Consider the following 22459-nt stretch of genomic DNA (forward strand, 5'->3'; position numbering starts at 1 on the left):
ATGGAACGAAGTTTAATCAAAGAAAGGAGCGAAATCTAACGATCTGAAAATTGAAATTTTTTAAAACCTTTTCGCCTCAGAAAAACGTTAAAAAAAAATGTATGTTGAAAAACCAAAACCTTAAAAGAAATGAGCTGAATTTATGGAAAAAGTCTACGAAATCGTCAAAATTAAGCAAGAATGTCGTGTTTATGAAGAGTTTCCACCATTAAAGATTACCTCGTCTTATTCAATTGCAAAGTGGTTGCAAGATGAAATTGGCTATGACACACAAGAAAATTTAGTGCTGTTATGTTTAGATACCAAGAATAATATTAACAGTTACTCAATCGTCCATAAGGGAACGTTAAACTATACTACTTGTCACCCAAGAGATATCTTTCAACGTGCGTTACTATCAAATGCTTGTCGAATTTTAATCGCACATAACCACCCCTCAAACAAGCCGAATCCAAGCAAGGAAGATGATATTGTGACCGAAAATATTGAATCGTGCGGAAAAATGTTAAATATCGAGCTTTTAGACCATATTATTGTTGGACAAAATACTTACTACTCGTATCGAGAAAATAATCGGATAGGTGCTTTCTAGTTTATGGAAAGCACCACACAATAAGAAAGGAGAATTGAAATGAATGAATTAATAGAAAAGGCACATGCCAAGATGATGGAAGAAATGAGTGAGGAACGTCCAAGGTCGGAAGATATCATACACAATTGGTTGTGCCAACAGGTACAAGTAGATAATGAGCTTTTAGAGGGGATTCTAAAGGAAGGGAAAAGTATTAGAAAGGCAATGCAGTACTGTTATTCGCAAGCAATGAAGCAAGTAATTGGAGGGTGCGCACTAATTATCCATGATGATGTTTTTCAGTGGGTGACAGATTACTTTAAGAGTGAAGAAGTTGAAATAAAGCAACCAAAGATGAGCGTAACGAATCCATTAGTAACAGTAAGTAAGCAATGCGAAAAAGAAAACCATGTTCCTAAAAAAGAAACAAAATCACCGGAAGGAGAGCAATTAAGTTTGCTAGATTTTCTATGAAAAATGCGAATGATTATGCTAAAAATTGTCTTAAACCGCCAAAAGGATTCTTTGAATGGTGTTATCAACAATTTCCAACGTATGTATGGAAAAACAAACGAGAAACGATTGTCGCTTCGACTAGAAAACATAGTTGCACGTATGAGAAACGGTTAGCAAAAAATTCAAGATTAACATTTTTTGATAAGTGCCAGTATTTCATGATTGTTCTGTCATCGACAAAAAGAATCGAGATACAAACCTATGAAGTATACTCTTTCTTTGAAGAAGGGAAGCAAATGTTTAAATATCACCTTTTAAACTTAGAGAGGTTAGCAGAGAACAAGCACTTGAAGTTATGCAGAGAATCAAATGAGAATTACCGTTTTGGTAAGAGAGCAGTCACTGGAATGTTCAATTATTATATTCCAGAGGTTTATCCTAATGGTTGGATAGAGAAGCTAGGTAGAAGTTCAGAGCTAAAATATCTTGACTTGAGAGGCGTGCAACCAGAACAATTAACCCACATTTACAAATACAGAGAAAGAATTGAATTTGCTCAAAAAATAGGGGCAAAACAGCTTGCACAGGATATTATGAACAAAATATACCTGATAGATATGCGTGTAATGACAAAAAATTGGCTAAGAAAGTTCAAGAAGTTTTTTCAAAAATCCTCTCGTGGATATAGTGACTTCTTGTTAAAAAAAGAAATGGAAACACGAGGCATTCAAATGATTTTAGGTATTGAAAAATATATATCCAGATATGATATCAATGAGTTTTTTGAAAATAATCACTTAATGAAGTTACAAAAGTATTTATTAAAGCAAGAGGTACGTTTTAGTATGTATCGAGATTATCTGAATATGTTAAACGACGAAGGAATCAAGGTGAATAATAAAAACAAGTATCCTGATGATTTAGAAGAATCACATGATAAATTAGTAGATGTTATCAATGCTAGAAAAACAGAAAATGAAAAAAAGAAGTTTGTAATACGAGCCCAAAAATTAGCTTATATGGAGCGACAAGTCGGTAATATCTTGTTCATACTACCTAAGTCTGTAGAAGACATAAAACAAGAAGGAAAAGAACTAAAGCATTGTGTAGCTAGCTACATTGACAGGCACGCAAAGGGGGAAACAACCATTTTATTTGCAAGAAAGATTGATTGTCCAAGCAAACCATACTTTACATTAGAATTTAAAGATGGAAAAATTGTACAAGTTCAAAGTACTAGGAATAGTATGCCAGTTCCAGAAGAATTGAGGGAGGCAATAAGTATTTGGGAAAAAGAACTTAGAAAAGAGAAGTATGCAGCATAGAAACAAGGACTATCTTAAGTACGAATTAAGATAGTCCCATAACGTTTCTGATTTGTATAAGTTCAGTATATCACTGAGAGGATAGTCAATGCAAGAATCAGCTTGTAAAGCTTGAAGAAAACCGAAATGGAGGAGAATAAATGTATACGATCAAATCTGCAAAAGAAAAGTATCTTGTATTTAAAAATGAAAAGAAGATTGCGGAGTTTCTAACACGAAAAGAAGCGGAAAGTTATTTAGATACGTTGACTGCCTATTCTGAAAAAATTAGTTGTGAACCAAAGGAGAGTATTCTTTATGACTAAAACTATAGGTGGGATTCACTCTAACAAGCAGAAATATTTATCTTTGAGTCAATTAGTCGATTTATTGGTAAAGCAACGCGTCTTAGATAAGGAAGTTGCTTGTGCATTGATGACTAATCACAGCTATCGATCCAATGCCCTGGAAGAAGAAGGATTACCTACCAGCATATTATTTGATTTGGTAAAACTGACTGGACGAAAACTAAAAGTATATCCGAGTAAAGACAACACAATTTATTGGTTAAAGTAGATTTACTCATATATTCTGAAAAGTGAATAAGTGTCATAACTAATAGGATTATATTTAAACGATAATAAATCACAAATCGAGATATCAAATCATTGATTTATACGCCTAAAAAGTGTATATTAGGTGTATAAATAGGAGGGGTTACATGTCAACAAAAGAAAGATTGAACGTTAATTTGGATTCTGAATTGAAGAAAAATACAGCAGAAACATTAGAAGCATTAGGACTTGATTTTACAACCGCCATTAATATCTATTTCAAACAAATAGTTAGTAAGCAAAAAATTCCTTTTGAAATCTCTGCTCCAAAATATTTCTCTGCCGAAGAAGTTATGGGAATGAATTGGAGAGAAGACTTAGATAGCATTGAGGACGAGTGGGAATGAGTTACAAAATAAAATACACTTCTGCTTCAAAAAAAGATTATGAAAAACTCGACAATAGTCAAAAATTACAAGTAAGGAAGTCTTTAAATAAAATTGAGGAATTTGGATTAGACACTGGACAACCTCTTAGAGGAAAACTGGCAGATTGTAAAAAAATGAAACATAAAAAATTAGGTTTGCGAGTGATATTCAAACAGTCTGACTTAGGGATTGAAATAATTGAAATTGTAGTGATCGGAAAACGGAACGAAAAAGAAGTCTACAGGGAAGCAGAAAAAAGATTGGGTAGATAGAAATAAACTACCATTAATTTACAAAGGGGGCAGAAACTTTTAAGTTTTTGATCCTTTTTTATATTTCAATATGTAAAACAGATGATCACAAACGAAAAATCCTTCCCGGTAACGGGAAGGATCATGAAGATAATAGCTTTTTAATATGTTTCGTCAACTTTTTTAGTAATCATTGGGAAGAATTTCATGCAGTAGATTGCACAAATGCCTACGACGATATAAATGATTTTTGCAAAGATAGTTGTTGAACCACCAGCAATCATAGCAACTAAATCAAGCTCGAACAAGCCGACTAACAGCCAGTTCAGCCCTCCCACAATCAATAAAGTTAATGCAATAGCATCTAAAGTTTTCATTAGAATTCTCCTTTCTTAATTTGTTATAATAATTATGTACTAAAAAAAGAAACATTGCTTATATAACGCTCAGTAATTTTAGTAAACTACGCAAAAAGATGAAAACAAGGAAATGTATCACAGATAATGTATTTAAAAATACTATCAAACTTATAAAACGTTAGATTACAAATTTTAAGAGTAAAATCAGCTGAAAATCTAAAAATATAATACAATGTGGTTTTTTAGATGATAGATTATCAATATAAAGCAATAACATGTATAATTGTAGTTAGAATATCGATTGAGTTCTAAAAAATAAAAATAGGAGAACAGTATGCGAAAACTAATTATATTGTGCTTGTTGTTTTTTGGTGGTATAGCTTCGAGTATTGAAGCAGCAGAAATCCCTACAAATAGCTTTGGGTTTGCTGGCTATAGTACAGGAACAGTAGGTGGACAAGATGGTCGTCAAATTTTTGTTGATACGGCACATGATTTTCGGGAAGCTGTACGCGGCAATCAACCAGCGACGATTTATGTGAAAAGCAAAATTGATTTAACAGATTTATTTGTCTCTTCTCCAGGAGTAATAGTGGATGTGGGTTCAAACAAATCAATCATTGGTACCAGCCATCATGCAGAAATTACTGGTGGTGGTTTAAGAGTTCGTGGGCAAGAGCAAGTGATTATTAGAAATTTGAAATTAACCAATGCGCTATCTTTTGATGAAGGTGAGTATCCGGATGGTAGTGGAGGTATACAAACAAACGTGCAAAGTCGTTTGAATCCTGGTGATTTTACTGAAATCGATGCAATTACTATTGAGAATAGTCAGTATATTTGGATTGATCATAATTATTTTTCAGATGAACCTTGGACTGCAACTGAGGTACCTACTGGGAGCAATAGACATGATGGATTAATCGACATCAAACGAGGTTCGAATTGGATCACCGTTTCAAATAATATTTTTACCAATCACAATAAAACGATTTTGGTGGGTCATTCTGATTCAAATGGAGCGCAAGATATGGATAAATTAAAAGTTACATTTGCTTATAATTGGTTCAAGGGAACTGAACAAAGAAATCCTCGGGTTCGTTTTGGGGAAGTTCACGTTCTAAATAACCTTTATACGGATATTTCCAGCTATGGAATCGGTGTTGGTGTCAGCGCACAAGTCATTGCTGAAGAGAACACCTTTATTAATACGCGCCGATCTTGGGGGCACCCAGATGGCCCTCCTTCACCAATGGGATACCTATTGAATAAAAATAATCTTTTGATCAATAGTAGTTATGATCAAGATCAAACTGGAAAATACCAAGAAGTACCTTCATATGGTATCAATTGGAATCCGTCCGACTACTATAGGCTACCCTCAATTCCTGTAAATGAAGTTGAAGTATATGTGAAGGCGAATGCTGGACAATATACTGAGTAAGTCATGTATAACATACCTTAAGATGTGTTATTATTTCGAGTTAGTTAAAAGTTCACATAATTAGTCAGATTTAGATGTTTAACAGTAGTCCAGTCGAGTTTACTGTTAAACAAAAAATAAAAGAGTATATAAATAAAATATTATTTTGCGTTTTAGAAACGAAGCTAAAAAGGAAAAACAATTTTTTCACCACCCTATGAAAAAAAAGTTTTCACTTATAGATATAAAGTGTTATTATTGTTAAAGCAAGAGAGTCTTAATTAGCTTTGTCCTTGCACGCTCATTCTCAAAAATCTTCGGTTTTGATAATATAAATACGTTATTTACATTCTTAAATTAAAAACCTAATATAATCACTTTTTCAAGACATCTGATGTTATAAGATGTCTTTTTTTGTGCTCTTCTCAAAACCGAAGATTTTTGAGATAGTTTTAAAAAGGGAGGTGATAGAACATAAAAAAAAAGGTGAAAATAATACATGAGATGGATAAAACCTGACACAGAAGCTAAAAGGAAAGTTTTAGCTACTAAGGTATTTCCTCTAGTTTTCTGTACTAAGAAACGAAGTATCGAATGAAACAACGTATAAATAAAGTATAAGCAAGTTCACTAGTTGGTGAAAATCATGAATATTCTCAGAGTTTGTACTGTGTTAACCTTGTTTAGCAGAGAGTTAATGTGAATAACTCTTATGTGAGAAGGATTATAGGGGGAGGGATATGAAATTCAAAAAAGATACATACTAAGTGTAGGTATGTTACTTATTCAACTGTATGTGCCAATGATTGTTTATGGGACAGAAGTCCGGTCGGTAGAAACAGAAGGAACAGTTAGTTTTACTGGCGTCTATGAAACACCAGGAACGCCAGAGCCAGCACCCGAAGTTGAAGTAAAACCAACCTTTCCCAAAGAAATCGCCCAAGCACCATCAGAAGTGCCAAAGAGCGAGCATAAAAGATTACCGCAAACGAACGAGAGTCAGATGAATATTTGGAAAATATTGGGTATTCTGATCATCGTCGTTACTCTTAGTTTTTGGAAACACAAAACGAAAAAAACAAACCAAGAAAGTAGGATTTAAATACATGAAATTCGTTAGATTAGCAACCATTGCAGCGTTAAGCTCCACCATTTTTGCAGGAGGACTGACAGCTTTCGCAGATGAAACACCTGAAACTCCCGAAGAAACATCAAAAGCAGTAACTAAGGTAGAGACAGATGGAATAATTGAATTTACACCAAATGAAGAGGAAGAGCTAGTCGTTGTGCCGCCAGAAACAGAGCCAGACGTTGATATTAATCCTGAAGTACCAGGAACAACCGGACCTTTATCGATCATGAAAGCTGCCACCATGAACTTTGGGTCACAAGTGATCTCAAATCAAGATCAAACCTATAATATGATCGCAGAAAAGCAACAAAAAGCTGGTACAACAGGTGAGGAAAACAAAGTTCCTTATGTCAGTTTTGCACAAGTACAAGATGTTCGTGGAACGAATGCTGGTTGGGATCTACAAGTACGCATGACCGACTTTAAAGCAACGAATACAACGGTGAATGATACACTGATCGGTGCAGAGATTTCATTGTTGGATCCAAGAATCCAGTATGAAGGAAACACGGCTGGAAATGCACCAGGAGCGCATACAAGTGGATTGAAATTGATGCCAAATGCTTCTGCGGTATCCGTGATGACAGCTGAAAAAGATAAAGGGGCAGGGGTATCTTCCGTTGTTTGGGGGAACCAAGCAGACCTAGATGCGCAAGAGGCGGATCCAGAGAAGGATGTAGTGACCAATGATGCAATCCAATTATTTGTTCCTGGTAAGACAGCGAAAGATGCGACACAATACAAATCAACACTAACTTGGGAATTATCCAATACCCCTGGTAGTAGTGGTGTAGACGAAGAAAATGGTGAAGCATAATCTAGATTCTGAATCGGTGGAAGGCAAGCTATTTTAGATCATAGAAACAAATGACGTAGCGTTACAATTTTGTAGCGCTACTCTCTTTAAAGGAAGGGGTAAACGAATGAAACAAGCAAATACATATCGAAAAAAGAAAATCCAAGAAGTAGGGATGATACTGGTTCTATTATTGGTTAGTTTGCTGGCACCGATGCGCGTGGGGGCAGAAGAAGGAACCTTGAATTTTTATGTAACGCCGGAGTTCTCAGAAAATCAAAAGTCAGGAAATGATCGTTATTTTCAATTAAACCTTGCGCCAGATGCGACAGAAAAGTTGACATTGAAACTACAAAACGCCAATGCCGAAGCAAAGAAAATCAAAATCACGCCACATACTGCGTATACGAATGTGATGGGGGTCGTGGAGTACGGACAAGACGCGGAAGAATCCGATCCAACGCTCAATCATTCGCTGGGTGAGTTGATTGAACAACCCGAAATCATTGAACTTGCAGGAAACGAAACGAAAACAGTGACCCTTGATCTAAAGATGCCCAAAGAAGCCTTCGAAGGATTCTTAGCAGGTGGCTTACGGATCGAAGAAGTCAAAGAAGAAACAACAGAAGAGACGAGTAACGAAGAAGGAGTCTCCATCCAAAATGAGTTTGCCTATATCATCGGGGTGGTGGTGAGCAACAAACAAGATGCTGTACAACCTGATTTAGAGTTGTTAGATGTTTTTGCCGATCAACTCAACTACCGTAATGTGATCAGTGCGAATCTACAAAACTTCACCCCAACATTCGTGAATCGCTTAGAAGTTGAAGCAACGGTGCAACGAGTTGGCGAAGAGGATATTTTATACCAAGCCAGTCAAGAGCAAATGCAAATGGCACCAAACTCTAATTTCAATTTTCCGATTTCTTTAGAAGGCGATCGCTTTCGTAGTGGCGAGTATCTATTAAAAATGACAGCACGTTCAGGAGAAGAGGAATGGCAATGGGAACGAAAATTTACGATTGATGCAGATGAAGCGCGAGCATTGAATCGTGCAGATGTCACGATTGATTCAGGTATTAATTGGTGGATGATTGGCTCAATCATTTTACTTGTGTCATTATTCGGAATCATTCTTTACCTATTTATCCATAAAAGAAAAAAAGAGCAAACGAATAAGACGGAGGGAATGTAATGAGTTCAAGATTAAGAAGAACGATGCTTCTTTTAGGGACGACAATTCTAGTGATTCAAACAGCTTTCATGCCGATCGGCATATTATCCGCAGAGACAACGATGGACACCGATGAACATGAACCAGTTGAACTTTCTTCTACCCAAAACTCCTTAGAAGAACTAACTAATGATCCTAACTTTAACTTTCAACAATCCGACATGCAAGGAATCGTCAATTCCCCAATCAATGTGACAATTTCTTCTGATCAAGAAGTCTCTGAAGTAAAGATTAGATTACCCGAAGAAGCAACAATCATCAAAGATCAGTTATCAGAAGGAACTTCAGTTGTACAAGAAGAGCAGCCTTATGAATGGATTGTTCAATCAGAGAGTGTTCGAACTACGTTTGTTCTTCCTTTAGTATTTGAATCAGAAGGAAACTACGAGTTGTTTTTGGAAGATACAACAGCAATGATTGAGATTAATAGACAAGAAGTGTTATCAGAAGAAGAACTTACAACAGATCAAGAACAATCTGAGGATATTTCAGACACCACTGTTAGCACAGAAACTCAGTTCAGAAATGCTTTCAATGACACGAGTGTGACCAGAATTAATTTGGTTAATAATATTTCTTTAAGTCAATCATTAAATACACTGACAAGAAATCTTGAAATTAATGGAAATGGATTTCAATTATATACAGGAAACATTCAAATTACATTGGGGAACAATTCTGTTCTAGGATTAACAAGCTTAGTATTTCGTACAAATCTCCCTCCATCTAATACAGCTATTCATGTAAATGGTAGCAATGTACAAATTAGATTACGCGATTTTGATTTTAGCAATAACATGATTGTTTTTTCCAATAGGACGGCATCCACATCAAATTATTCTGTAATATTTGATGGAGGCGTAAATACTTTAAGTAAACTTTCCGGTACCTTAGCTCAATCATTGCCTGGAATATTTATTAGTGTACAATCAATCGAGATACTTAATAATAGTGTTCTTAATCTTACAAATGGAGTTTTAGATTTTAGTGACAGTTTAACATCATTTAATATTTCTCAAGGGTCAACATTCAATTTAAACAATACTTTTTTGTTAGGTAATCCAATTCGAAGCCTAAATAATTTAAATGTTGAAGGAAAAGCAAATATGAATATTACGAATAACGGATTAGGAACGATAGAAAATATCAGAATTGGGAATGCAGGTGAATTCTTGTTAACCAGTGACTGGAGTTCTGGAATAATTAGTAAGAGTACTAATAACATAGAGATAATGAGAGGTAGTTTGATTGATATCAAAAACTTATCCGGTGGTACAATAACAGATGGAGATATTAATGTTAGCATTGATTCGACAAATTTAGCCTTGTGGGATTTAGGACTACAAGAAGAAGAAAAGGCTTCTATAGTATTTTCTGATATTCATGCGTCACTATCTGGTGCCAATGCTTCGGTTATTGGTACGACAACGAATGATCGTTTTCAAAAATTATACGATGCTTCCGGATTGGCCTCATATTCTCGAATGAGCAGTCGCCCTGTTGAAGAAATGACACGAACCGTTATCGCAAAGTATATTGATACAGAGGAAAATGAGATTGCAGATCCTGAAGTCATTACGGGACTGCTAGGTGAAAATTATCAAACAAAAGACAAACAGATTTCTGGTTATCAACTAATAAAAAGGCCTTCCAATGAAGTAGGTGAATTTTCTCGAGAGACGATTGAGGTATCTTATATCTATGAAGCATCTAATGTCGTACCAGTGGATCCCTTGGATCCAGAGACAGAAATTGATCCAGAAAATAAACCACAGCTTCCTGAAGATCAGGGAAGGTTAAGTATCGATTTTGTCTCGCAATTCCACTTTGGTACGCAAGGTATCTCGGCGAGAGATCAAACTTATTTCGCGCAAACACAACGTTTATTGAATGAAGATGGTACCGTTAATGAAATTGAGAAACGCCCCAACTATATCCAAGTTAGTGACCGTAGGTCAGATACAGAACGCCATGGCTGGCAATTAGCGGTTACGCAAAAAACACAATTTGAAAATGAAGTAGGCCATCAGTTGACGGGTGCTCAACTGCGCCTAACGAACCAACAATTAGCTACTGCACAAGATGGTATAGCACCTGAACTCCAACAGACCAATCCATTGGCATTGACTCCAGGTGTTAAACGGGTATTATTGATGGCTCAGGGTGATGAAGGGCAAGGAACTTGGATTTATCGCTTTGGCGATGGAGAAACAGCATCGGAGAGCGTGACGCTTACGGTACCCAGAGGAGCAACTCCCGAGGCTACAACCTACAAAAGCACACTGACGTGGGAATTGAGCGCTGTTCCTAGTAATTAAAAGATTGCTCTCTACATCTGTTGTTTCTTTAATGAAACATACTATCTGCCAAAATGATCCACAAAATTATGCGTGATTTCCTGTGGATCCATCAATAGATAAATTTTATCCTGTCAATTAGAAAGGAGTCTAAAAGATGGAAATACCAATAACGAAGGATAGTTATCTGCTTCAGTTGCAAGAAAGCATGCCACAAGATAAAAGGGAAACAGAAAAATTGAATGAGTACCTAACGCAACAATTCGAGCAACTCAATCAATTAATAAGTACGATTTCACCAGATAATTTTACGGAAAATTTCCCGAAGATCCTAGGGGTAGATGCGAAATTAACACTAATGGCAGAATTGATTTGTTATGACTATAGCAAATTGCCAATAAAAGAGATCCTTCGGATTGTTGAGACGGACTATCGTACGTACTTCAAGGAAATTTGTGGTAATGAGCTGATTACAAAAAACAAATATTCGATGGTATTTAATGTAGTCTAAAAATAAACTTGTAAAAGGGTTGTTTAGAAAAAATAATTTCTAGACAATCTTTTTATATTTATATAATTTAAGCAACTTTCTTTTTTCATAGAATTATTTAATAAAACTATATTCAGTTAAACAATGCATTCAATAGACAACAGGAGTCCAACAGAGTATACCCTGTCGGACTTAGCGTTATTCAATAGAATATAATTTATTGATAGGGGACATTTAAGTTGTGCAGATTAGTTGAGTTTAACTATAATAAATTAAACGCTTAGGGTCCTTAAATCATGTTCAAGCATATCTAATGAATACCTAGCGGAATGAGACTGAGCTTGTAAATAGATAAAACAAAAAGAACTAGTACCTTTATCTATTGAATTTCTTTGTAAAGTTAATTTGTTGTGGTCATTTTTATAATTACAATATAGATCGAAATTATCCATAAAATATAATAGACTGATAAGGCTGTAAACATCTGTGTATCGGTCTATATTTAATCGGTTTACGTTATAAAATCCGGGAGTACCCATAATAATAGAAGGTGGATTCCATTGATTCAGATCATAGGAAAATTCAAAATCAATCAAAGAAATTTCCTGATGTTCATCAATTAAAATATTATCGAATGAAATATCCCTATGAATAATATTATATTTTTCATGGAGTAATTTAACTACTGAAATAATTTCTAAAATAATTAATTTTATTTTTTCAGGAGATAACGGTTCTTTTTTCATAAATTGATATAGAGTCTCTTTATTTAGATAATTTATTTCCAAGAAATAAGAGTTTTCTAAATAAAAATCGTCAATAAACGTTGGAAATTGAGTTTCTTTATTTAGTTTTAAGAGGCTCCTCTTTTCTAAAGATAAAAGATTAATAGTATCCACATTATTGATTGTTAAATCACCTTGATGCATACCTTGTTTTAATAGTACTAGCTCATTTCTTTTTAAATCAAGGCATTGATATGTTCCACCTTTACCAGTTTTCTTTATAACTTTAAATAGCAATAAGTGTTTAGGAATTTCTTTTAGTCTGGGAATATAGTAATCGTCTACAGGTATAATTATATCGCTCGGAATAGTTTTGTCTCTAGGGTCATTGAAATTAGGGTCTACAACTATTTCCCCATATCTATAATTAACCACAGAACTTAACATATATCTAAAATCTGAAGGGATTTCAGGAGATAAGTCTGATTTGAAAATCAGTTCTAGCTCATTAAGTGTACAAAGAAATTCATCATCATCGTTTGGATAAATAGTGATTAACTTTCCTATTTGAGAATATCCTAATGCCCCAGTATTTTGTATGTCAAATTTTGCTAGAGTAGAAACGATTTTAAAGTCTAGTTGTTTTGTTTTATTATAGTTTAAAAATTTTTCAGCTATATTAATGGCATTATTAGTATTAGCACTTAAATGAATTTTAAATCCCTGTTTTTTTTTGTTATACAATTGTTTGTATGCATAAATCCAGTGATCTTTTTTTAGGGGATGTAAGTTATATTTAGATAATAAATTAAAATAGATACCATGTTGCTTCTTAACTCGATCATAGTAGTTCATATTAAAAATCCTTTACCATATATTTGCTTGCCATCGTTCAATGCTAATACATAAAGGGAATGAGCGTATATATTTATTAATAAATTTGCTTCAATATCTTCCGCTAATAATATTTCTGACAACGTAGAAATACTGTAACGATTTTCTCTTTTATTATGGTAGGATAGAATTATAAAATCATAAAATAAATAGGAGGTTTGGGGAGTGAGACTTCGATTATCCTTATAGGAATCAATAAAATTTTTTAAAACATTCTGAATTTTCTGATCGATGGTTCGTTCAGCCATATTAGAATCCCTCTCTTTTAAGTAAGATTTAATTAATTATACCTTAGAAAAGGAGTTTAGTAATGAAAAAAAATATATTAGATATAAAAGATTTAAGTCTAAAATATGAAGAAAAATTTGCGATAAAAGACATTAATCTTTCCATATTTACCGGTGAAATAGTAGCATTAGTTGGGCATAATGGAGCAGGTAAATCAAGCTTATTCAATATTATTGCTGGGATTCAAACTCCGACGACGGGTTCAGTAAAATTTAATCAAGATTTTATAGAAAAACGATTATTTGCAACTATAGGTTTTTCACCGCAGACTCAGGTGATGGATTGGTACACAAATGTGTGGGATAACGTTTACTTAGGCAGTCAATTAGCAGGAATAGATGCAAAAACAGGGAAATTATTGACCGAAAAAGCCTTAGATTTATTAAGTATATCGGATTTAAAAAATAAACCTGTAGATGCACTATCTGGGGGACAGCAACAACGTGTTCAAATTGCACGCTCCATTGTTCACCAGCCTGACTTCTATTTGTTAGATGAGCCAACAACAGGACTAGATGCAGAAACATCTAATCGGTTGTTGTCATTTTTAAAAAAAGAAGCAGCTAAAGGGAAATCAGTTTTTGTGTCGTCACATGACTTACATTTATTAGAAGAATTTTGTGATAATTTAGTTTTGATAGATAAAGGAAGGGTTTTATACTCGGGGGATCTAAAAAATTTCTTGATTGAAAACGCGCCTAAAAAAAGTTACAAGATTACTACTGATAGATCAATTGATGAAGAAATTATTCATAAGTTAAATGAAAAAGGTATTGCTGTGACAGGTTTAGACAACTTTCAGTATAGATTTATATTAAATCAGGAAAGTGATTTAACACAATTGTTTATGGATACAAAAGAATTCTTTAGAATAGATGAAATTGTTAAGGAAACTATGTCATTAAGAGACTTATACATTCATTATAGAGAAGGGGGTCTTTAAAATGATGCCAAGTCAATTTAGGGAGCAACATTATTTAGGAATAAAGGGATTAAAAATCATTATAAAAAATGAGCTAAATGCGTTTCTTAGAAACAAAGGATTGATCATATCACAATTGGTTCAACCGATCTTGTACTATATTTTTATTGTCTTAGGTATCAATAGTTTTGTTACAAATATTGCCTATGAGGGGAAAACAATTTCTTATGCCGATTATGCTTTAACTGGGATTTTGGGAATATTGATTATTTCACAAATGACTCAAACAATTTATCGAATTACTATAGATAAAAGATATGGTCTATTAGCTTTGAAACGTCAAAGTGGAGTTTCACCATTTTATTACATTATAGGAATGAGTATGTATCCTACTATAGGCATATGTATTCAGTCTAGTGTACTTTATATCATAGCTACTTTGTTTGGAAGCTCAATTGGTCTAATCAATTATTTGGCAGGGATAATAGTTGTGATAATTGTCTTGTATTTTTGGACATCCATAGCCGCGTTAATTACGATGAAAATTAATGATTATCAGCGAAGAGATTCAATTATTTCGTTTATTATTACTCCATTAGGGTTTACAGCTCCTGCATTTTATTTAATTACAAATGTTCCTACATTTATTAAAGTTATCGGTTATTTTAATCCGTTAACTTATCAACTGTATGCAATAAGGTCTATAGTATTTGCTACACCAGCAAATAGTTTATTAATCATCGTTTTAGTATTTTTAGCTACATTGATTATGATAAGTATTTCGTCATTTGCTGTTTCCAAGATGAGTTTAGTGCTAACAGAACGATAGAAGGTGATTGAGTGAGAATCCTAAGCATTTTTTTTACTAATGATCGTAAATGTATAATTGCAAATATGCTAAGTAAAACAGGTAATTATAGACTTTATTATTCGCTGTATCCATTTGAAAAGAAAGATATGATATGTGAAAGATCTTTTATGGTAGTGCCAATAGGTATAAAAAAAGGAAAGCTTATCTATAAAGAAAAAAATCAAGTGAAACATTTTTATGTGCCTAATTGTAATGCCTCTGGGTTCTTAAATAACGTCAGATCAATTGATTATAATACTCTGTTGTATGATACTTATAAAAATTTGAGTTTATCTGTTACGAATGATAGAGGAGGCAATATTGTATTTGTAAACCAAGACAAATTAAATATTCCATTACATTTTATTGTAAAAAATTGTTATTTTCTTGATAGCAAAACATTGATTCTTTTATGTAGTTCAACTTTGAATAGCTCAATGCTAGTTTATTACAGTATTCCTGAAAGAGAATTAAATTATTTAAAGATGACTAGTCAACTTACTTTCCCCCTTTCTTTCTTTGAACATCAAATAATTGGTGAAAAAAAAATTCCTTGTTTAACTCACATTAATAGAGATGACGATACACTTTTGATATGTTTGCATGGAGGGCCTAAATATCACTATAATCATGAATACTTAGATTTAATCTTTGATTTCTATCATAATTTCAATAATATTTGTTTAGTAAATTTCCCTGGAAGTACAGGATATTCCCAAAAATATGAAAATGAGTTAATAGGTAACGGAGGTGTTGTTGATATTGAAGCTGTAAAATCTGTAGTTAGCTATTATGATTCTCAAGGATTTAAAATAAAAATATATGGTGAGAGTTATGGAGCTTATATCGCAATCTGTCTCTCTCAATTTATTAATTTTAGTATAGCAAGAATAGTCTCTGTTAGTGGATTCACAAATTTATTTTATATGTATCTTTGTTCAGATTCGAGAAATCTTATTGAAAAGTATTTTTCTGATTATAGGAAATTTTCTCCAGAAAAAAATCTGGCAATGAAAGAATTATTACCTATAAGGTTTCTTCATGGAAGTGAAGATAAAACTTGTCCGATTGCACAAATTAACTATTTTGTAAAAAAACACAATGGAATGCATTTGACAGTGCTAGATGGTTTTTCTCATTATGAAGTAAATATAAAAAAAGAAAAAATCAGAAATAAAAGAATAGTCAGATTATTGAAGTGATTATTGATGAATGTTATCATATAATTATAAAATTTACGGAGGTGCAGTATTATGTCTAAAGAATTGAAGAAACTGGTTGCAGATTTGCAGGGAAATATGGATGTTGTCGGTGAATTTATGGATAGTCCTCAAAGTGTCTTGGATAAATACAATGTACAAGGTAAAGAAAGAACTGTGATGTTGGCAAAAGATAGCGAAGGCTTGAATAAACTAGGGTTTTCGAGTCAGTTAGTTGAAGGAGCTTTATCGGGTGCTCACAGTCAAAGATGTCATGCCCCAATATAAAAATATTTCCATATCTCTCTACTTTGTTTATGTAGAGGGATATTATTTTGCTAATAGCATTTTTAAGTCAATCAAGTATATTTAAATAATCTGATTTATTTGCCAAGTTGAAGTTTAATTTATTGTGTTTTTAAATATTTAAGAATAAAGTGGGCCTATTAAATTGTTTCCTTACCATACTTACAAATCGTTTTTTATTCTATAAACTGTTTGTCTAGTAATGTTATAATTTTTTGCAATCTTTGAAATAGCAATTCCCTTATTAAGATCTTCAACGATGCTTTTATAAACAAGGCGACGTTGGGGATCTTTTGTGTCTGCGCTGTATAACTTAGGACGTCCTTTATAAACGCCATTCGCTTTAGCAATCTTAATTCCTTGTGCCTGGCGTCGTTTAGATTCAGTACGCTCTTGTTCAGCAATCATGGCTAAGATTTGAATGATTAAGTCTTTGATGAATTTATCCAGGAGAGGATTTCCGATTGCTTCAGCCATAATCGGCAAACTGCTGATAATGAGTCGCACATTTTTCTTCTTTAGGTAATTAACTGAATCGATAATCTCGTCATAATTGCGTCCAAGTCGATCGATGGCTTCCACAATAAAAATATCTTGCTCTCTGACAAAATCTAAAGCTTCCTGGAAAATTGGCCGATGACTAATAGTCGCTCCAGACTGTTTCTCGATGAAAATTTTTTCAGCACCAAACTTTTTCATTTCTTCAATTTGTCGTTGTTCATTTTGATCGATCGATGAAACTCGGATATATGCAATTTTCAATAATTTTTACCTGCTTTCTCGAACTATATAAAACACACCCTAATCATACATTGGAAAACCATATTTTTCAATGTTATATTCGTGTCTATTTAGGGTACACTTAAAATTACCATTGTTTGGTACAATACAAGATATAGGGTATTATAAGTAGTAAACTATACTATGGTTTAGAGGATAAAAATATGTCATACAAGAAATATAATTTTGCAAGAAAGGAATTCTTATGGAAGAAACTAAATTTTCAAATCAAAATATGCAGCAATACTATAATAAAATTATGAGTATGGAAACTAGTGACTTGAATGTCATAATTGCAGAAAAAAAAGTTGAATTAGATAGAAAAAAAAGCTTATTAAATGTATTTATGATCTGTTATATTTCATTTTTTGTACTAGGTCTTCCACAAAAAGTGTTACCAGCAATATTTTATGGCAATTGGAATATTGCTAGTTATTCGATACTAACATTCATTGCTATAGTTTTAGGTGTTTCAGCTTATAATTCTTTTGTAAGGAAACATGTTGAAGAATATGAAGTATTAAATTACTTAAAAGAGAAAGAATCAAATAAATAATATGAGGACAGCACTTCTAGTTTATATTTGAAAAAGGCTATAATTAAAAATAAATTTCCTCAAAAATTGAAAGTGGGAAGCTCAGTACTTACTGGCAAAAGAAGATGTGAAAGATAGTAGGATTTATGCCGTTTGAATATGGTATAATCGTGAGGTAGAAAAGTGAAAAGATGGTGGCTAATCTCTTTAAAAAGGGGTGATGCCTATGGTTCATAGCTTTATCCCTAGAAGGGAGTAGGCACGTGTCAACTTTTGAAGCAATTCAACTGATGATCGCTTTTGCGACATTAGTTTTGCTGATTATTGACCATAAAGACCAAAAAAAATAACCATCTAACACTTTGACCGAGAGTAGATGGTTTGAAAAAAATTATTTATTTCAGTCACCGTCTTTTTAACGGTTCTACACAGGAGTTATGTTCGCGCATAGCTCCTTTTGTTGTCTTAATTATAGCAAAGCAAAGTGAAAGTTGCAAATACGTTGAATTTTTATAAGTAATGTCACTATAGTCAAAAAAACTAGGATTTTTCTAAAATAATCAGCATTGAAATCTATAAATGAAGATGTATTATAGTAAAAAGGAAGAAAAACAAAAAGCCGATGTTCGTACGAGCATTCTAAGGTCAGATTCACACGTTAAGAGGTATCATTAGTCGAACGAAGCGTCATACCAGCTACGAATAGACATATTTTTAGGGGGGAACGAAGTAAATGAAAGAACAACAATTAGGCTATACTTTTTGGGGACGTCCATTATATGGATTAGAACGAAGAACGGCTGTATCGATCGATTGTGCTTGCGGTGAGCTGATTCAGCAAAATATTCAAACGAAACAATATCAATGTAAAAATTGTGGGAATTGTTACCAATTCGTTGATCAAGACTTCCAATTGCTAAATGAAAAAAATAAGTAGGTTTATTATAGTCAGACAATTAGTCTGACTTTTTTGTTATTTTAGAATGTTCCCCTTTACAGAAACGAACATATGTTTGTATAATCGAATTGAAATGGGGGAGATTATTATGCTTGATTACTCAAATGAACCAGTAAATGATTACTACTTAATTGATATGAAGTCGTTTTATGCGAGTGTTGAGTGTGTAGAAAGAAATTTAAATCCATTAACAACTGCTTTAGTTGTGATGAGTCGAGCAGATAATACAGGGTCAGGACTTACTTTAGCAGCGTCACCAACTGCCAAAAGTAAATATGGAATCACAAACGTTAGTAGACCTCGTGATCTACCTTATCCTTTGCCTAAAGAATTACACATTGTTCCGCCAAGAATGAACCTATATATCAAAAAAAATATGGAAGTAAATAGTATTTTTCGTCAGTACGTCGCAGATGAGGACTTATTGATTTATTCGATCGATGAGTCGATTCTAAAGGTAACAAAATCGCTGAACTTATTTACAACACGTGGTACAAGAAGTGAGAGAAGAAAACAGCTCGCAAGACAGATACAGTTACACGTTTACCGTCAAACTGGTTTGATTGCAACTGTCGGTGCCGGTGATAATCCACTTTTGGCTAAACTTGCCTTAGATAATGAAGCTAAGCATAATAAAGGATTTGTTGCGGAATGGACGTATCAAAATGTGCCAGAAAAAATTTGGACGATTAAAGAAATGACGGACTTTTGGGGTATCGGATCACGCATGAAAAAAAGATTGAACCATATGGGGATTCTGAGTATTAAAGATTTAGCCAATTGGGACCCATACGCGCTTAAGAGGCAACTAGGGGTTATTGGACTACAGCTCTATTTTCATGCGAATGGGATTGATCGGACAGATATCGCAGAACCGCCAGAACCAACCAAAGAGAAATCTTATGGGAATTCTCAGGTGCTACCGAAGGACTACACGAGGAAAGAAGAAGTTGAGATCGTGGTGAAGGAAATGGCAGAACAAGTGGCTGCACGTATTCGGCAGCATAAGTGCAAGACTGGTTGTGTTCGCTTGTATATAGGTACGTCGATTCTGGAATCAAAGTCAGGGTTTTCGCACCAAATGAAAATCCCACTCACTGATAATACGAAAGAGCTTCAGTACTACTGCCTGTATCTATTCAACAAATATTATGAAGGACAAGAAGTAAGGCACGTTGGAATTACGTATAGTAAGCTCGTTTATACCGATTCGCTTCAGCTTGATTTGTTTAGTGATCCACAACAACAGATTAATGAAGAAAAACTAGATAAGATTATCGACAAGATCCGACAGAAATATGGATTTACGTCGATTGTACACGCTTCTTCTAAGTTAGAAGGCGCACGTAGTATTACTAGAAGTACATTGGTTGGTGGACATGCTGGGGGCAATGGAGGGCTTAATAATGATTGAATATAACGATCGAGGACGTTTGAAATGGGCAGGCTTTTATCTTTCAGATCACACAGAAAAGATCGATGCCGACGTCGAGCAGCGTGCAAATCAAAACTTGGCCAAAGAACAAATGACGACTGAAGAGATTACGGAAGTATTGAACGCTGCTGTCCTGAAAAGAAAAGTTGTTTGTATCCAAAAGGAAGAACGTGATACTGAAGGCTACTATCCGGATGATATTAAGGGAGAAATTCATGGTTATGATGAACTAGGTATTTTTATTGGAGAACATAAGGTCCATTACGATGAAATTCGCCACATTGAAATCCAGGAGTTAGATAAATGGAGTCAGCTATGAATATCATTCAGCAGTACGAATGGCGCTATATTTGCTATGAAGAATTACTAGAGAAAATTTGGGGATATGGGCAACAATTGATTAACGAGGTTGGCGTTGAATGCTTTACCTTTTATGTGGAAGCTAGCGCAGGGTATCATAGTTTCTACTATTATATTGCGCCGTATGAAGAAAGTTAGAGAAGTACTGGGAGCAAAAAGGCTTTTTAGGGATCACTGGATCATCTGTACAGAAAATAGCGGTAAGGAAAGTCGAATAGATGCTAAATCACCCTTTCCAAAATCTAACGCTATTTTCTGTTTAGTTGTTTCAGTGATCCCTTTTCTACTGAAAATAAAGAGAATTGATGTGTGATAGAATAAATAGAAAGCTATTTGAAGAAAAAAATTATTATGTGTAGATAATATACAAAAGGAGTAAAAGAATTGAATCGATCAGAGTACAAACAAATGCTGACAATGAAATATTTTTACGAGGAGAAATTGCAAGAAATCAAAAAGAAACATAAGTCTGATCCGGATTTGTTTCATCCGATCGGGAAGGATCGTTATTGTCTATACTGTGAGAAGTATCAAGAAATCCAAGATAAGCTACAGCCTACTTTAAAACAATTAATGCAGTATGAAAAAACACACGAAGTGAAACAACCAGTGATTCAACAGTTGGCCGCAGTCCCCAAAAAGGAAAAGGCGAAGCCAAAAAAAGTGTATCAAGTCTATTCTTTCTTGTTCAAAGATGGTTCAGAATATTTGGTTTATACGTTCGCCCAGGAAACGGGTTGTCGTTTATTAGGGAGACAGATTTCAGAATTAAGCAAGGCAGTTCCTATCTCTAAGGATTATTATTCTTCTATTTATTTAGAACAAGAAGATGGCTCGATTATTTCAGTAGAAGCACGCTTGCAAGAGCATTCGACTAAGAAAAGTTGGTTATTAGCAGAAAAACAGCAAACGAGAATAAAAGCGACAGGGAATTGTTTTAATGAAAAACCATTTGAATATTTGAAGTATACTAAAGAGCAATACAGCTGTTTGGTCACTTTTTGTGGGAATACGGAAATTAAAAAAACAAAGAAATTCTCAAAAAATGGGAAAGTAGCTTTTGAAACAGCGCGTGGCATGATTGCGTTAGAGTACGGACAAGTCCTTCTGAAGCTCTTCCCAGGCACGTTCATAGTCATTAGTGAACAAGAATTTAGCGAATATTTTGTAGAAGACGAATCATTAGTATGGATGAAGAAAGAATAGAAAAGTAATAAGGATTAAGCTTATTTAGGGATTAGCCCCAATGAATAAAAAAAGTAGACAATAGCATGTTATAAACGTTAATATATTATTGCGAACGCAATAATAGTAAGAGAGGTAGGCTCACCCACCATGTCTCGAAATACCTTTGTTTATTCCCACCCAATCAACGTATTTATTATCAAGTATCTAGGAGTTACTGTCGATCAATTTTGTGAGTCTTATGGCTATAGTCAAGGTACTGTTGCTAGTTGGATCACACGGAATCGACGAGTTGAATCACTACCTGTAGGTTTCATTTATGATTTAGGGCTTGCGGCAAGCTTAAACATGTCTGATCTGTATGATAAACTACTACTACTTCAAGAAGATTATGATGCTTATTTGATTAGTACAGGGAAAAAGAAAAAGAAACATATTGAATAATAAATATGTTTCTTTTTCGTATTTAAAAAGGATAGAAAATTTTATATTTTTATATTTATATAAATTTATGAAACTATAAATCAATTTACTTCAAATCAGCAGCGAAAATTAAAGACACAAATAGATTAAAAATTTATATTTGACCAAATCATTAAGGTATAAGTTATACCTTAATGATTAAAAGTATAACTTATACCTTTAACAAAAAAGTACAGCTTATAATTTTTTTTACCTATATTTCAGCGTTCTTATACATCAATATTTAACTTATACTTTTATTGTT

The 22459-nt window shown here is 33.8% G+C and carries 29 protein-coding genes; 25 read left to right on the top strand and 4 right to left on the bottom strand.

The window, feature by feature from the left end:
* Window positions 1-142 precede the first annotated feature (142 nt).
* From ACH0AK_RS13585 to ACH0AK_RS13615, 7 genes are all read left to right on the top strand, one after another.
* Window positions 143-592 carry a JAB domain-containing protein gene (locus tag ACH0AK_RS13585; RefSeq protein WP_010736452.1) on the top strand — a complete coding sequence of 150 codons (450 nt, stop codon included), beginning with the start codon at window positions 143-145 and terminating at the stop codon, window positions 590-592.
* Between the two features lie 39 nt (window positions 593-631).
* Window positions 632-1045 carry a Cas9 inhibitor AcrIIA9 family protein gene (locus tag ACH0AK_RS13590; protein ID WP_499796977.1) on the top strand — a complete coding sequence of 138 codons (414 nt, stop codon included), beginning with the start codon at window positions 632-634 and terminating at the stop codon, window positions 1043-1045.
* Window positions 1042-2352 (top strand): PcfJ domain-containing protein, encoded by a 1311-nt coding sequence (locus ACH0AK_RS13595; protein ID WP_499796978.1) that lies wholly within the window; start codon window positions 1042-1044, stop codon window positions 2350-2352. Before ACH0AK_RS13590 ends, ACH0AK_RS13595 begins: the two co-directional genes overlap by 4 nt.
* 140 nt (window positions 2353-2492) lie before the next feature.
* Window positions 2493-2657: a hypothetical protein gene (locus ACH0AK_RS13600; RefSeq protein WP_016249989.1), complete on the top strand. Its 165-nt coding sequence runs from the start codon at window positions 2493-2495 to the stop codon at window positions 2655-2657.
* Window positions 2650-2907, top strand: coding sequence for a hypothetical protein (locus ACH0AK_RS13605; protein WP_499796979.1), 258 nt, complete (start codon window positions 2650-2652; stop codon window positions 2905-2907). Before ACH0AK_RS13600 ends, ACH0AK_RS13605 begins: the two co-directional genes overlap by 8 nt.
* A gap of 145 nt (window positions 2908-3052) precedes the next feature.
* Window positions 3053-3292, top strand: coding sequence for a type II toxin-antitoxin system RelB/DinJ family antitoxin (locus ACH0AK_RS13610; RefSeq protein WP_499796981.1), 240 nt, complete (start codon window positions 3053-3055; stop codon window positions 3290-3292).
* Window positions 3289-3585, top strand: coding sequence for a type II toxin-antitoxin system RelE family toxin (locus tag ACH0AK_RS13615; RefSeq protein WP_499796983.1), 297 nt, complete (start codon window positions 3289-3291; stop codon window positions 3583-3585). Before ACH0AK_RS13610 ends, ACH0AK_RS13615 begins: the two co-directional genes overlap by 4 nt.
* A 140-nt stretch (window positions 3586-3725) precedes the next feature.
* On the opposite strand, the gene ACH0AK_RS13620 is transcribed toward ACH0AK_RS13615, so the two are convergent.
* Window positions 3726-3941 (bottom strand): DUF378 domain-containing protein, encoded by a 216-nt coding sequence (locus tag ACH0AK_RS13620; RefSeq protein ID WP_071868076.1) that lies wholly within the window; start codon window positions 3939-3941, stop codon window positions 3726-3728.
* Window positions 3942-4257: 316 nt separating this feature from the next.
* Here ACH0AK_RS13620 and ACH0AK_RS13625 point away from each other — a divergent pair, with 316 nt between their 5' ends.
* From ACH0AK_RS13625 to ACH0AK_RS13650, 6 genes are all read left to right on the top strand, one after another.
* Window positions 4258-5367 carry a pectate lyase family protein gene (locus tag ACH0AK_RS13625; protein WP_499796984.1) on the top strand — a complete coding sequence of 370 codons (1110 nt, stop codon included), beginning with the start codon at window positions 4258-4260 and terminating at the stop codon, window positions 5365-5367.
* A 724-nt stretch (window positions 5368-6091) separates the two neighbouring features.
* Window positions 6092-6448 carry an EF2685/EF0750 family sortase-dependent surface protein gene (locus ACH0AK_RS13630; RefSeq protein WP_499797023.1) on the top strand — a complete coding sequence of 119 codons (357 nt, stop codon included), beginning with the start codon at window positions 6092-6094 and terminating at the stop codon, window positions 6446-6448.
* A 4-nt stretch (window positions 6449-6452) separates the two neighbouring features.
* Window positions 6453-7295, top strand: a complete 843-nt coding sequence (locus tag ACH0AK_RS13635) for a WxL domain-containing protein (protein ID WP_499796985.1) — start codon at window positions 6453-6455, stop codon at window positions 7293-7295.
* Window positions 7296-7401: 106 nt separating this feature from the next.
* Complete coding sequence (locus ACH0AK_RS13640; RefSeq protein WP_499796986.1) at window positions 7402-8469, top strand: WxLIP family cell surface protein; 1068 nt, start codon at window positions 7402-7404, stop codon at window positions 8467-8469.
* Complete coding sequence (locus ACH0AK_RS13645) at window positions 8469-10826, top strand: WxL domain-containing protein (protein WP_499796988.1); 2358 nt, start codon at window positions 8469-8471, stop codon at window positions 10824-10826. The genes ACH0AK_RS13640 and ACH0AK_RS13645 overlap by 1 nt, the downstream gene beginning before the upstream one ends.
* A 136-nt stretch (window positions 10827-10962) precedes the next feature.
* Window positions 10963-11316, top strand: a complete 354-nt coding sequence (locus ACH0AK_RS13650; protein WP_499796989.1) for a DUF7006 family protein — start codon at window positions 10963-10965, stop codon at window positions 11314-11316.
* A gap of 251 nt (window positions 11317-11567) precedes the next feature.
* Here ACH0AK_RS13650 and ACH0AK_RS13655 read toward each other — a convergent pair whose 3' ends face one another.
* Together ACH0AK_RS13655 and ACH0AK_RS13660 are read right to left on the bottom strand one after the other, a co-directional pair.
* Window positions 11568-12875, bottom strand: a complete 1308-nt coding sequence (locus ACH0AK_RS13655; RefSeq protein ID WP_499796991.1) for a class III lanthionine synthetase LanKC N-terminal domain-containing protein — start codon at window positions 12873-12875, stop codon at window positions 11568-11570.
* Window positions 12872-13162, bottom strand: a complete 291-nt coding sequence (locus tag ACH0AK_RS13660) for a hypothetical protein (protein WP_086335645.1) — start codon at window positions 13160-13162, stop codon at window positions 12872-12874. The genes ACH0AK_RS13655 and ACH0AK_RS13660 overlap by 4 nt, the downstream gene beginning before the upstream one ends.
* Window positions 13163-13224: 62 nt before the next feature.
* Here ACH0AK_RS13660 and ACH0AK_RS13665 point away from each other — a divergent pair, with 62 nt between their 5' ends.
* Genes ACH0AK_RS13665 through ACH0AK_RS13680 form a run of 4 tightly spaced genes read left to right on the top strand, consistent with a single transcriptional unit; the run spans window position 13225 to window position 16461 of the window.
* Window positions 13225-14145 (top strand): ABC transporter ATP-binding protein, encoded by a 921-nt coding sequence (locus ACH0AK_RS13665; RefSeq protein WP_499796992.1) that lies wholly within the window; start codon window positions 13225-13227, stop codon window positions 14143-14145.
* Between the two features lies 1 nt (window position 14146).
* A complete protein-coding gene (locus ACH0AK_RS13670) occupies window positions 14147-14953 on the top strand; it encodes an ABC transporter permease (protein WP_499796993.1) in 807 nt (268 codons plus the stop codon).
* Window positions 14954-14964: 11 nt separating this feature from the next.
* The gene (locus ACH0AK_RS13675; RefSeq protein WP_499796994.1) at window positions 14965-16176 is read left to right on the top strand and encodes an alpha/beta hydrolase family protein; all 1212 of its coding nucleotides are present in this window, start codon (window positions 14965-14967) and stop codon (window positions 16174-16176) included.
* A gap of 51 nt (window positions 16177-16227) precedes the next feature.
* Window positions 16228-16461 carry a hypothetical protein gene (locus ACH0AK_RS13680; protein ID WP_002299564.1) on the top strand — a complete coding sequence of 78 codons (234 nt, stop codon included), beginning with the start codon at window positions 16228-16230 and terminating at the stop codon, window positions 16459-16461.
* 180 nt (window positions 16462-16641) lie between these two features.
* Here the strand turns inward: ACH0AK_RS13680 and ACH0AK_RS13685 are convergent, their stop codons facing one another.
* Window positions 16642-17241: a recombinase family protein gene (locus ACH0AK_RS13685; RefSeq protein WP_499796995.1), complete on the bottom strand. Its 600-nt coding sequence runs from the start codon at window positions 17239-17241 to the stop codon at window positions 16642-16644.
* Window positions 17242-17464: 223 nt separating this feature from the next.
* Here ACH0AK_RS13685 and ACH0AK_RS13690 point away from each other — a divergent pair, with 223 nt between their 5' ends.
* The 8 genes from ACH0AK_RS13690 (at window position 17465) to ACH0AK_RS13725 (ending at window position 22176) form a co-directional block, all read left to right on the top strand.
* Complete coding sequence (locus ACH0AK_RS13690; RefSeq protein ID WP_499796996.1) at window positions 17465-17815, top strand: hypothetical protein; 351 nt, start codon at window positions 17465-17467, stop codon at window positions 17813-17815.
* Window positions 17816-18057: 242 nt separating this feature from the next.
* Window positions 18058-18144: a putative holin-like toxin gene (locus ACH0AK_RS13695; protein ID WP_219842351.1), complete on the top strand. Its 87-nt coding sequence runs from the start codon at window positions 18058-18060 to the stop codon at window positions 18142-18144.
* Window positions 18145-18527: 383 nt separating this feature from the next.
* Window positions 18528-18731 (top strand): DNA helicase UvrA, encoded by a 204-nt coding sequence (locus ACH0AK_RS13700; protein WP_108146546.1) that lies wholly within the window; start codon window positions 18528-18530, stop codon window positions 18729-18731.
* Window positions 18732-18840: 109 nt separating this feature from the next.
* Complete coding sequence (locus tag ACH0AK_RS13705; protein WP_499796997.1) at window positions 18841-20166, top strand: Y-family DNA polymerase; 1326 nt, start codon at window positions 18841-18843, stop codon at window positions 20164-20166.
* On the top strand, window positions 20159-20506 hold the full coding sequence (locus tag ACH0AK_RS13710; RefSeq protein WP_062806309.1) for a hypothetical protein: 348 nt from the start codon (window positions 20159-20161) through the stop codon (window positions 20504-20506). Before ACH0AK_RS13705 ends, ACH0AK_RS13710 begins: the two co-directional genes overlap by 8 nt.
* Window positions 20503-20685 carry a hypothetical protein gene (locus ACH0AK_RS13715; RefSeq protein ID WP_499797024.1) on the top strand — a complete coding sequence of 61 codons (183 nt, stop codon included), beginning with the start codon at window positions 20503-20505 and terminating at the stop codon, window positions 20683-20685. Before ACH0AK_RS13710 ends, ACH0AK_RS13715 begins: the two co-directional genes overlap by 4 nt.
* Before the next feature lie 246 nt (window positions 20686-20931).
* Entirely contained in the window at window positions 20932-21753 is an 822-nt protein-coding gene (locus ACH0AK_RS13720) for a hypothetical protein (RefSeq protein WP_499796998.1), read from the top strand.
* Window positions 21754-21882: 129 nt separating this feature from the next.
* Window positions 21883-22176: a type III secretion system protein PrgN gene (locus ACH0AK_RS13725; RefSeq protein WP_499796999.1), complete on the top strand. Its 294-nt coding sequence runs from the start codon at window positions 21883-21885 to the stop codon at window positions 22174-22176.
* Window positions 22177-22459: the final 283 nt, after the last annotated feature.

It is taken from the genome of Enterococcus pernyi, assembly GCF_045371165.1.
Taxonomy (GTDB): domain Bacteria; phylum Bacillota; class Bacilli; order Lactobacillales; family Enterococcaceae; genus Enterococcus_B; species Enterococcus_B pernyi.

Bases quoted from the DNA above. Each gene is read 5' to 3' on its own strand.
- ACH0AK_RS13725 (WP_499796999.1), top strand. From the start codon at position 21,883: ATGTCTCGAAATACCTTTGTTTATTCCCACCCAATCAACGTATTTATT.
- ACH0AK_RS13665 (WP_499796992.1), top strand. From the start codon at position 13,225: ATGAAAAAAAATATATTAGATATAAAAGATTTAAGTCTAAAATATGAA.
- ACH0AK_RS13710 (WP_062806309.1), top strand. From the start codon at position 20,159: ATGATTGAATATAACGATCGAGGACGTTTGAAATGGGCAGGCTTTTAT.
- ACH0AK_RS13700 (WP_108146546.1), top strand. From the start codon at position 18,528: ATGAAAGAACAACAATTAGGCTATACTTTTTGGGGACGTCCATTATAT.
- ACH0AK_RS13585 (WP_010736452.1), top strand. From the start codon at position 143: ATGGAAAAAGTCTACGAAATCGTCAAAATTAAGCAAGAATGTCGTGTT.
- ACH0AK_RS13655 (WP_499796991.1), bottom strand. From the start codon at position 12,875: ATGAACTACTATGATCGAGTTAAGAAGCAACATGGTATCTATTTTAAT.
- ACH0AK_RS13650 (WP_499796989.1), top strand. From the start codon at position 10,963: ATGGAAATACCAATAACGAAGGATAGTTATCTGCTTCAGTTGCAAGAA.
- ACH0AK_RS13715 (WP_499797024.1), top strand. From the start codon at position 20,503: ATGAATATCATTCAGCAGTACGAATGGCGCTATATTTGCTATGAAGAA.
- ACH0AK_RS13605 (WP_499796979.1), top strand. From the start codon at position 2,650: ATGACTAAAACTATAGGTGGGATTCACTCTAACAAGCAGAAATATTTA.
- ACH0AK_RS13595 (WP_499796978.1), top strand. From the start codon at position 1,042: ATGAAAAATGCGAATGATTATGCTAAAAATTGTCTTAAACCGCCAAAA.
- ACH0AK_RS13660 (WP_086335645.1), bottom strand. From the start codon at position 13,162: ATGGCTGAACGAACCATCGATCAGAAAATTCAGAATGTTTTAAAAAAT.
- ACH0AK_RS13600 (WP_016249989.1), top strand. From the start codon at position 2,493: ATGTATACGATCAAATCTGCAAAAGAAAAGTATCTTGTATTTAAAAAT.
- ACH0AK_RS13625 (WP_499796984.1), top strand. From the start codon at position 4,258: ATGCGAAAACTAATTATATTGTGCTTGTTGTTTTTTGGTGGTATAGCT.
- ACH0AK_RS13645 (WP_499796988.1), top strand. From the start codon at position 8,469: ATGAGTTCAAGATTAAGAAGAACGATGCTTCTTTTAGGGACGACAATT.
- ACH0AK_RS13680 (WP_002299564.1), top strand. From the start codon at position 16,228: ATGTCTAAAGAATTGAAGAAACTGGTTGCAGATTTGCAGGGAAATATG.
- ACH0AK_RS13620 (WP_071868076.1), bottom strand. From the start codon at position 3,941: ATGAAAACTTTAGATGCTATTGCATTAACTTTATTGATTGTGGGAGGG.
- ACH0AK_RS13635 (WP_499796985.1), top strand. From the start codon at position 6,453: ATGAAATTCGTTAGATTAGCAACCATTGCAGCGTTAAGCTCCACCATT.
- ACH0AK_RS13670 (WP_499796993.1), top strand. From the start codon at position 14,147: ATGATGCCAAGTCAATTTAGGGAGCAACATTATTTAGGAATAAAGGGA.
- ACH0AK_RS13640 (WP_499796986.1), top strand. From the start codon at position 7,402: ATGAAACAAGCAAATACATATCGAAAAAAGAAAATCCAAGAAGTAGGG.
- ACH0AK_RS13615 (WP_499796983.1), top strand. From the start codon at position 3,289: ATGAGTTACAAAATAAAATACACTTCTGCTTCAAAAAAAGATTATGAA.
- ACH0AK_RS13690 (WP_499796996.1), top strand. From the start codon at position 17,465: ATGGAAGAAACTAAATTTTCAAATCAAAATATGCAGCAATACTATAAT.
- ACH0AK_RS13705 (WP_499796997.1), top strand. From the start codon at position 18,841: ATGCTTGATTACTCAAATGAACCAGTAAATGATTACTACTTAATTGAT.
- ACH0AK_RS13610 (WP_499796981.1), top strand. From the start codon at position 3,053: ATGTCAACAAAAGAAAGATTGAACGTTAATTTGGATTCTGAATTGAAG.
- ACH0AK_RS13590 (WP_499796977.1), top strand. From the start codon at position 632: ATGAATGAATTAATAGAAAAGGCACATGCCAAGATGATGGAAGAAATG.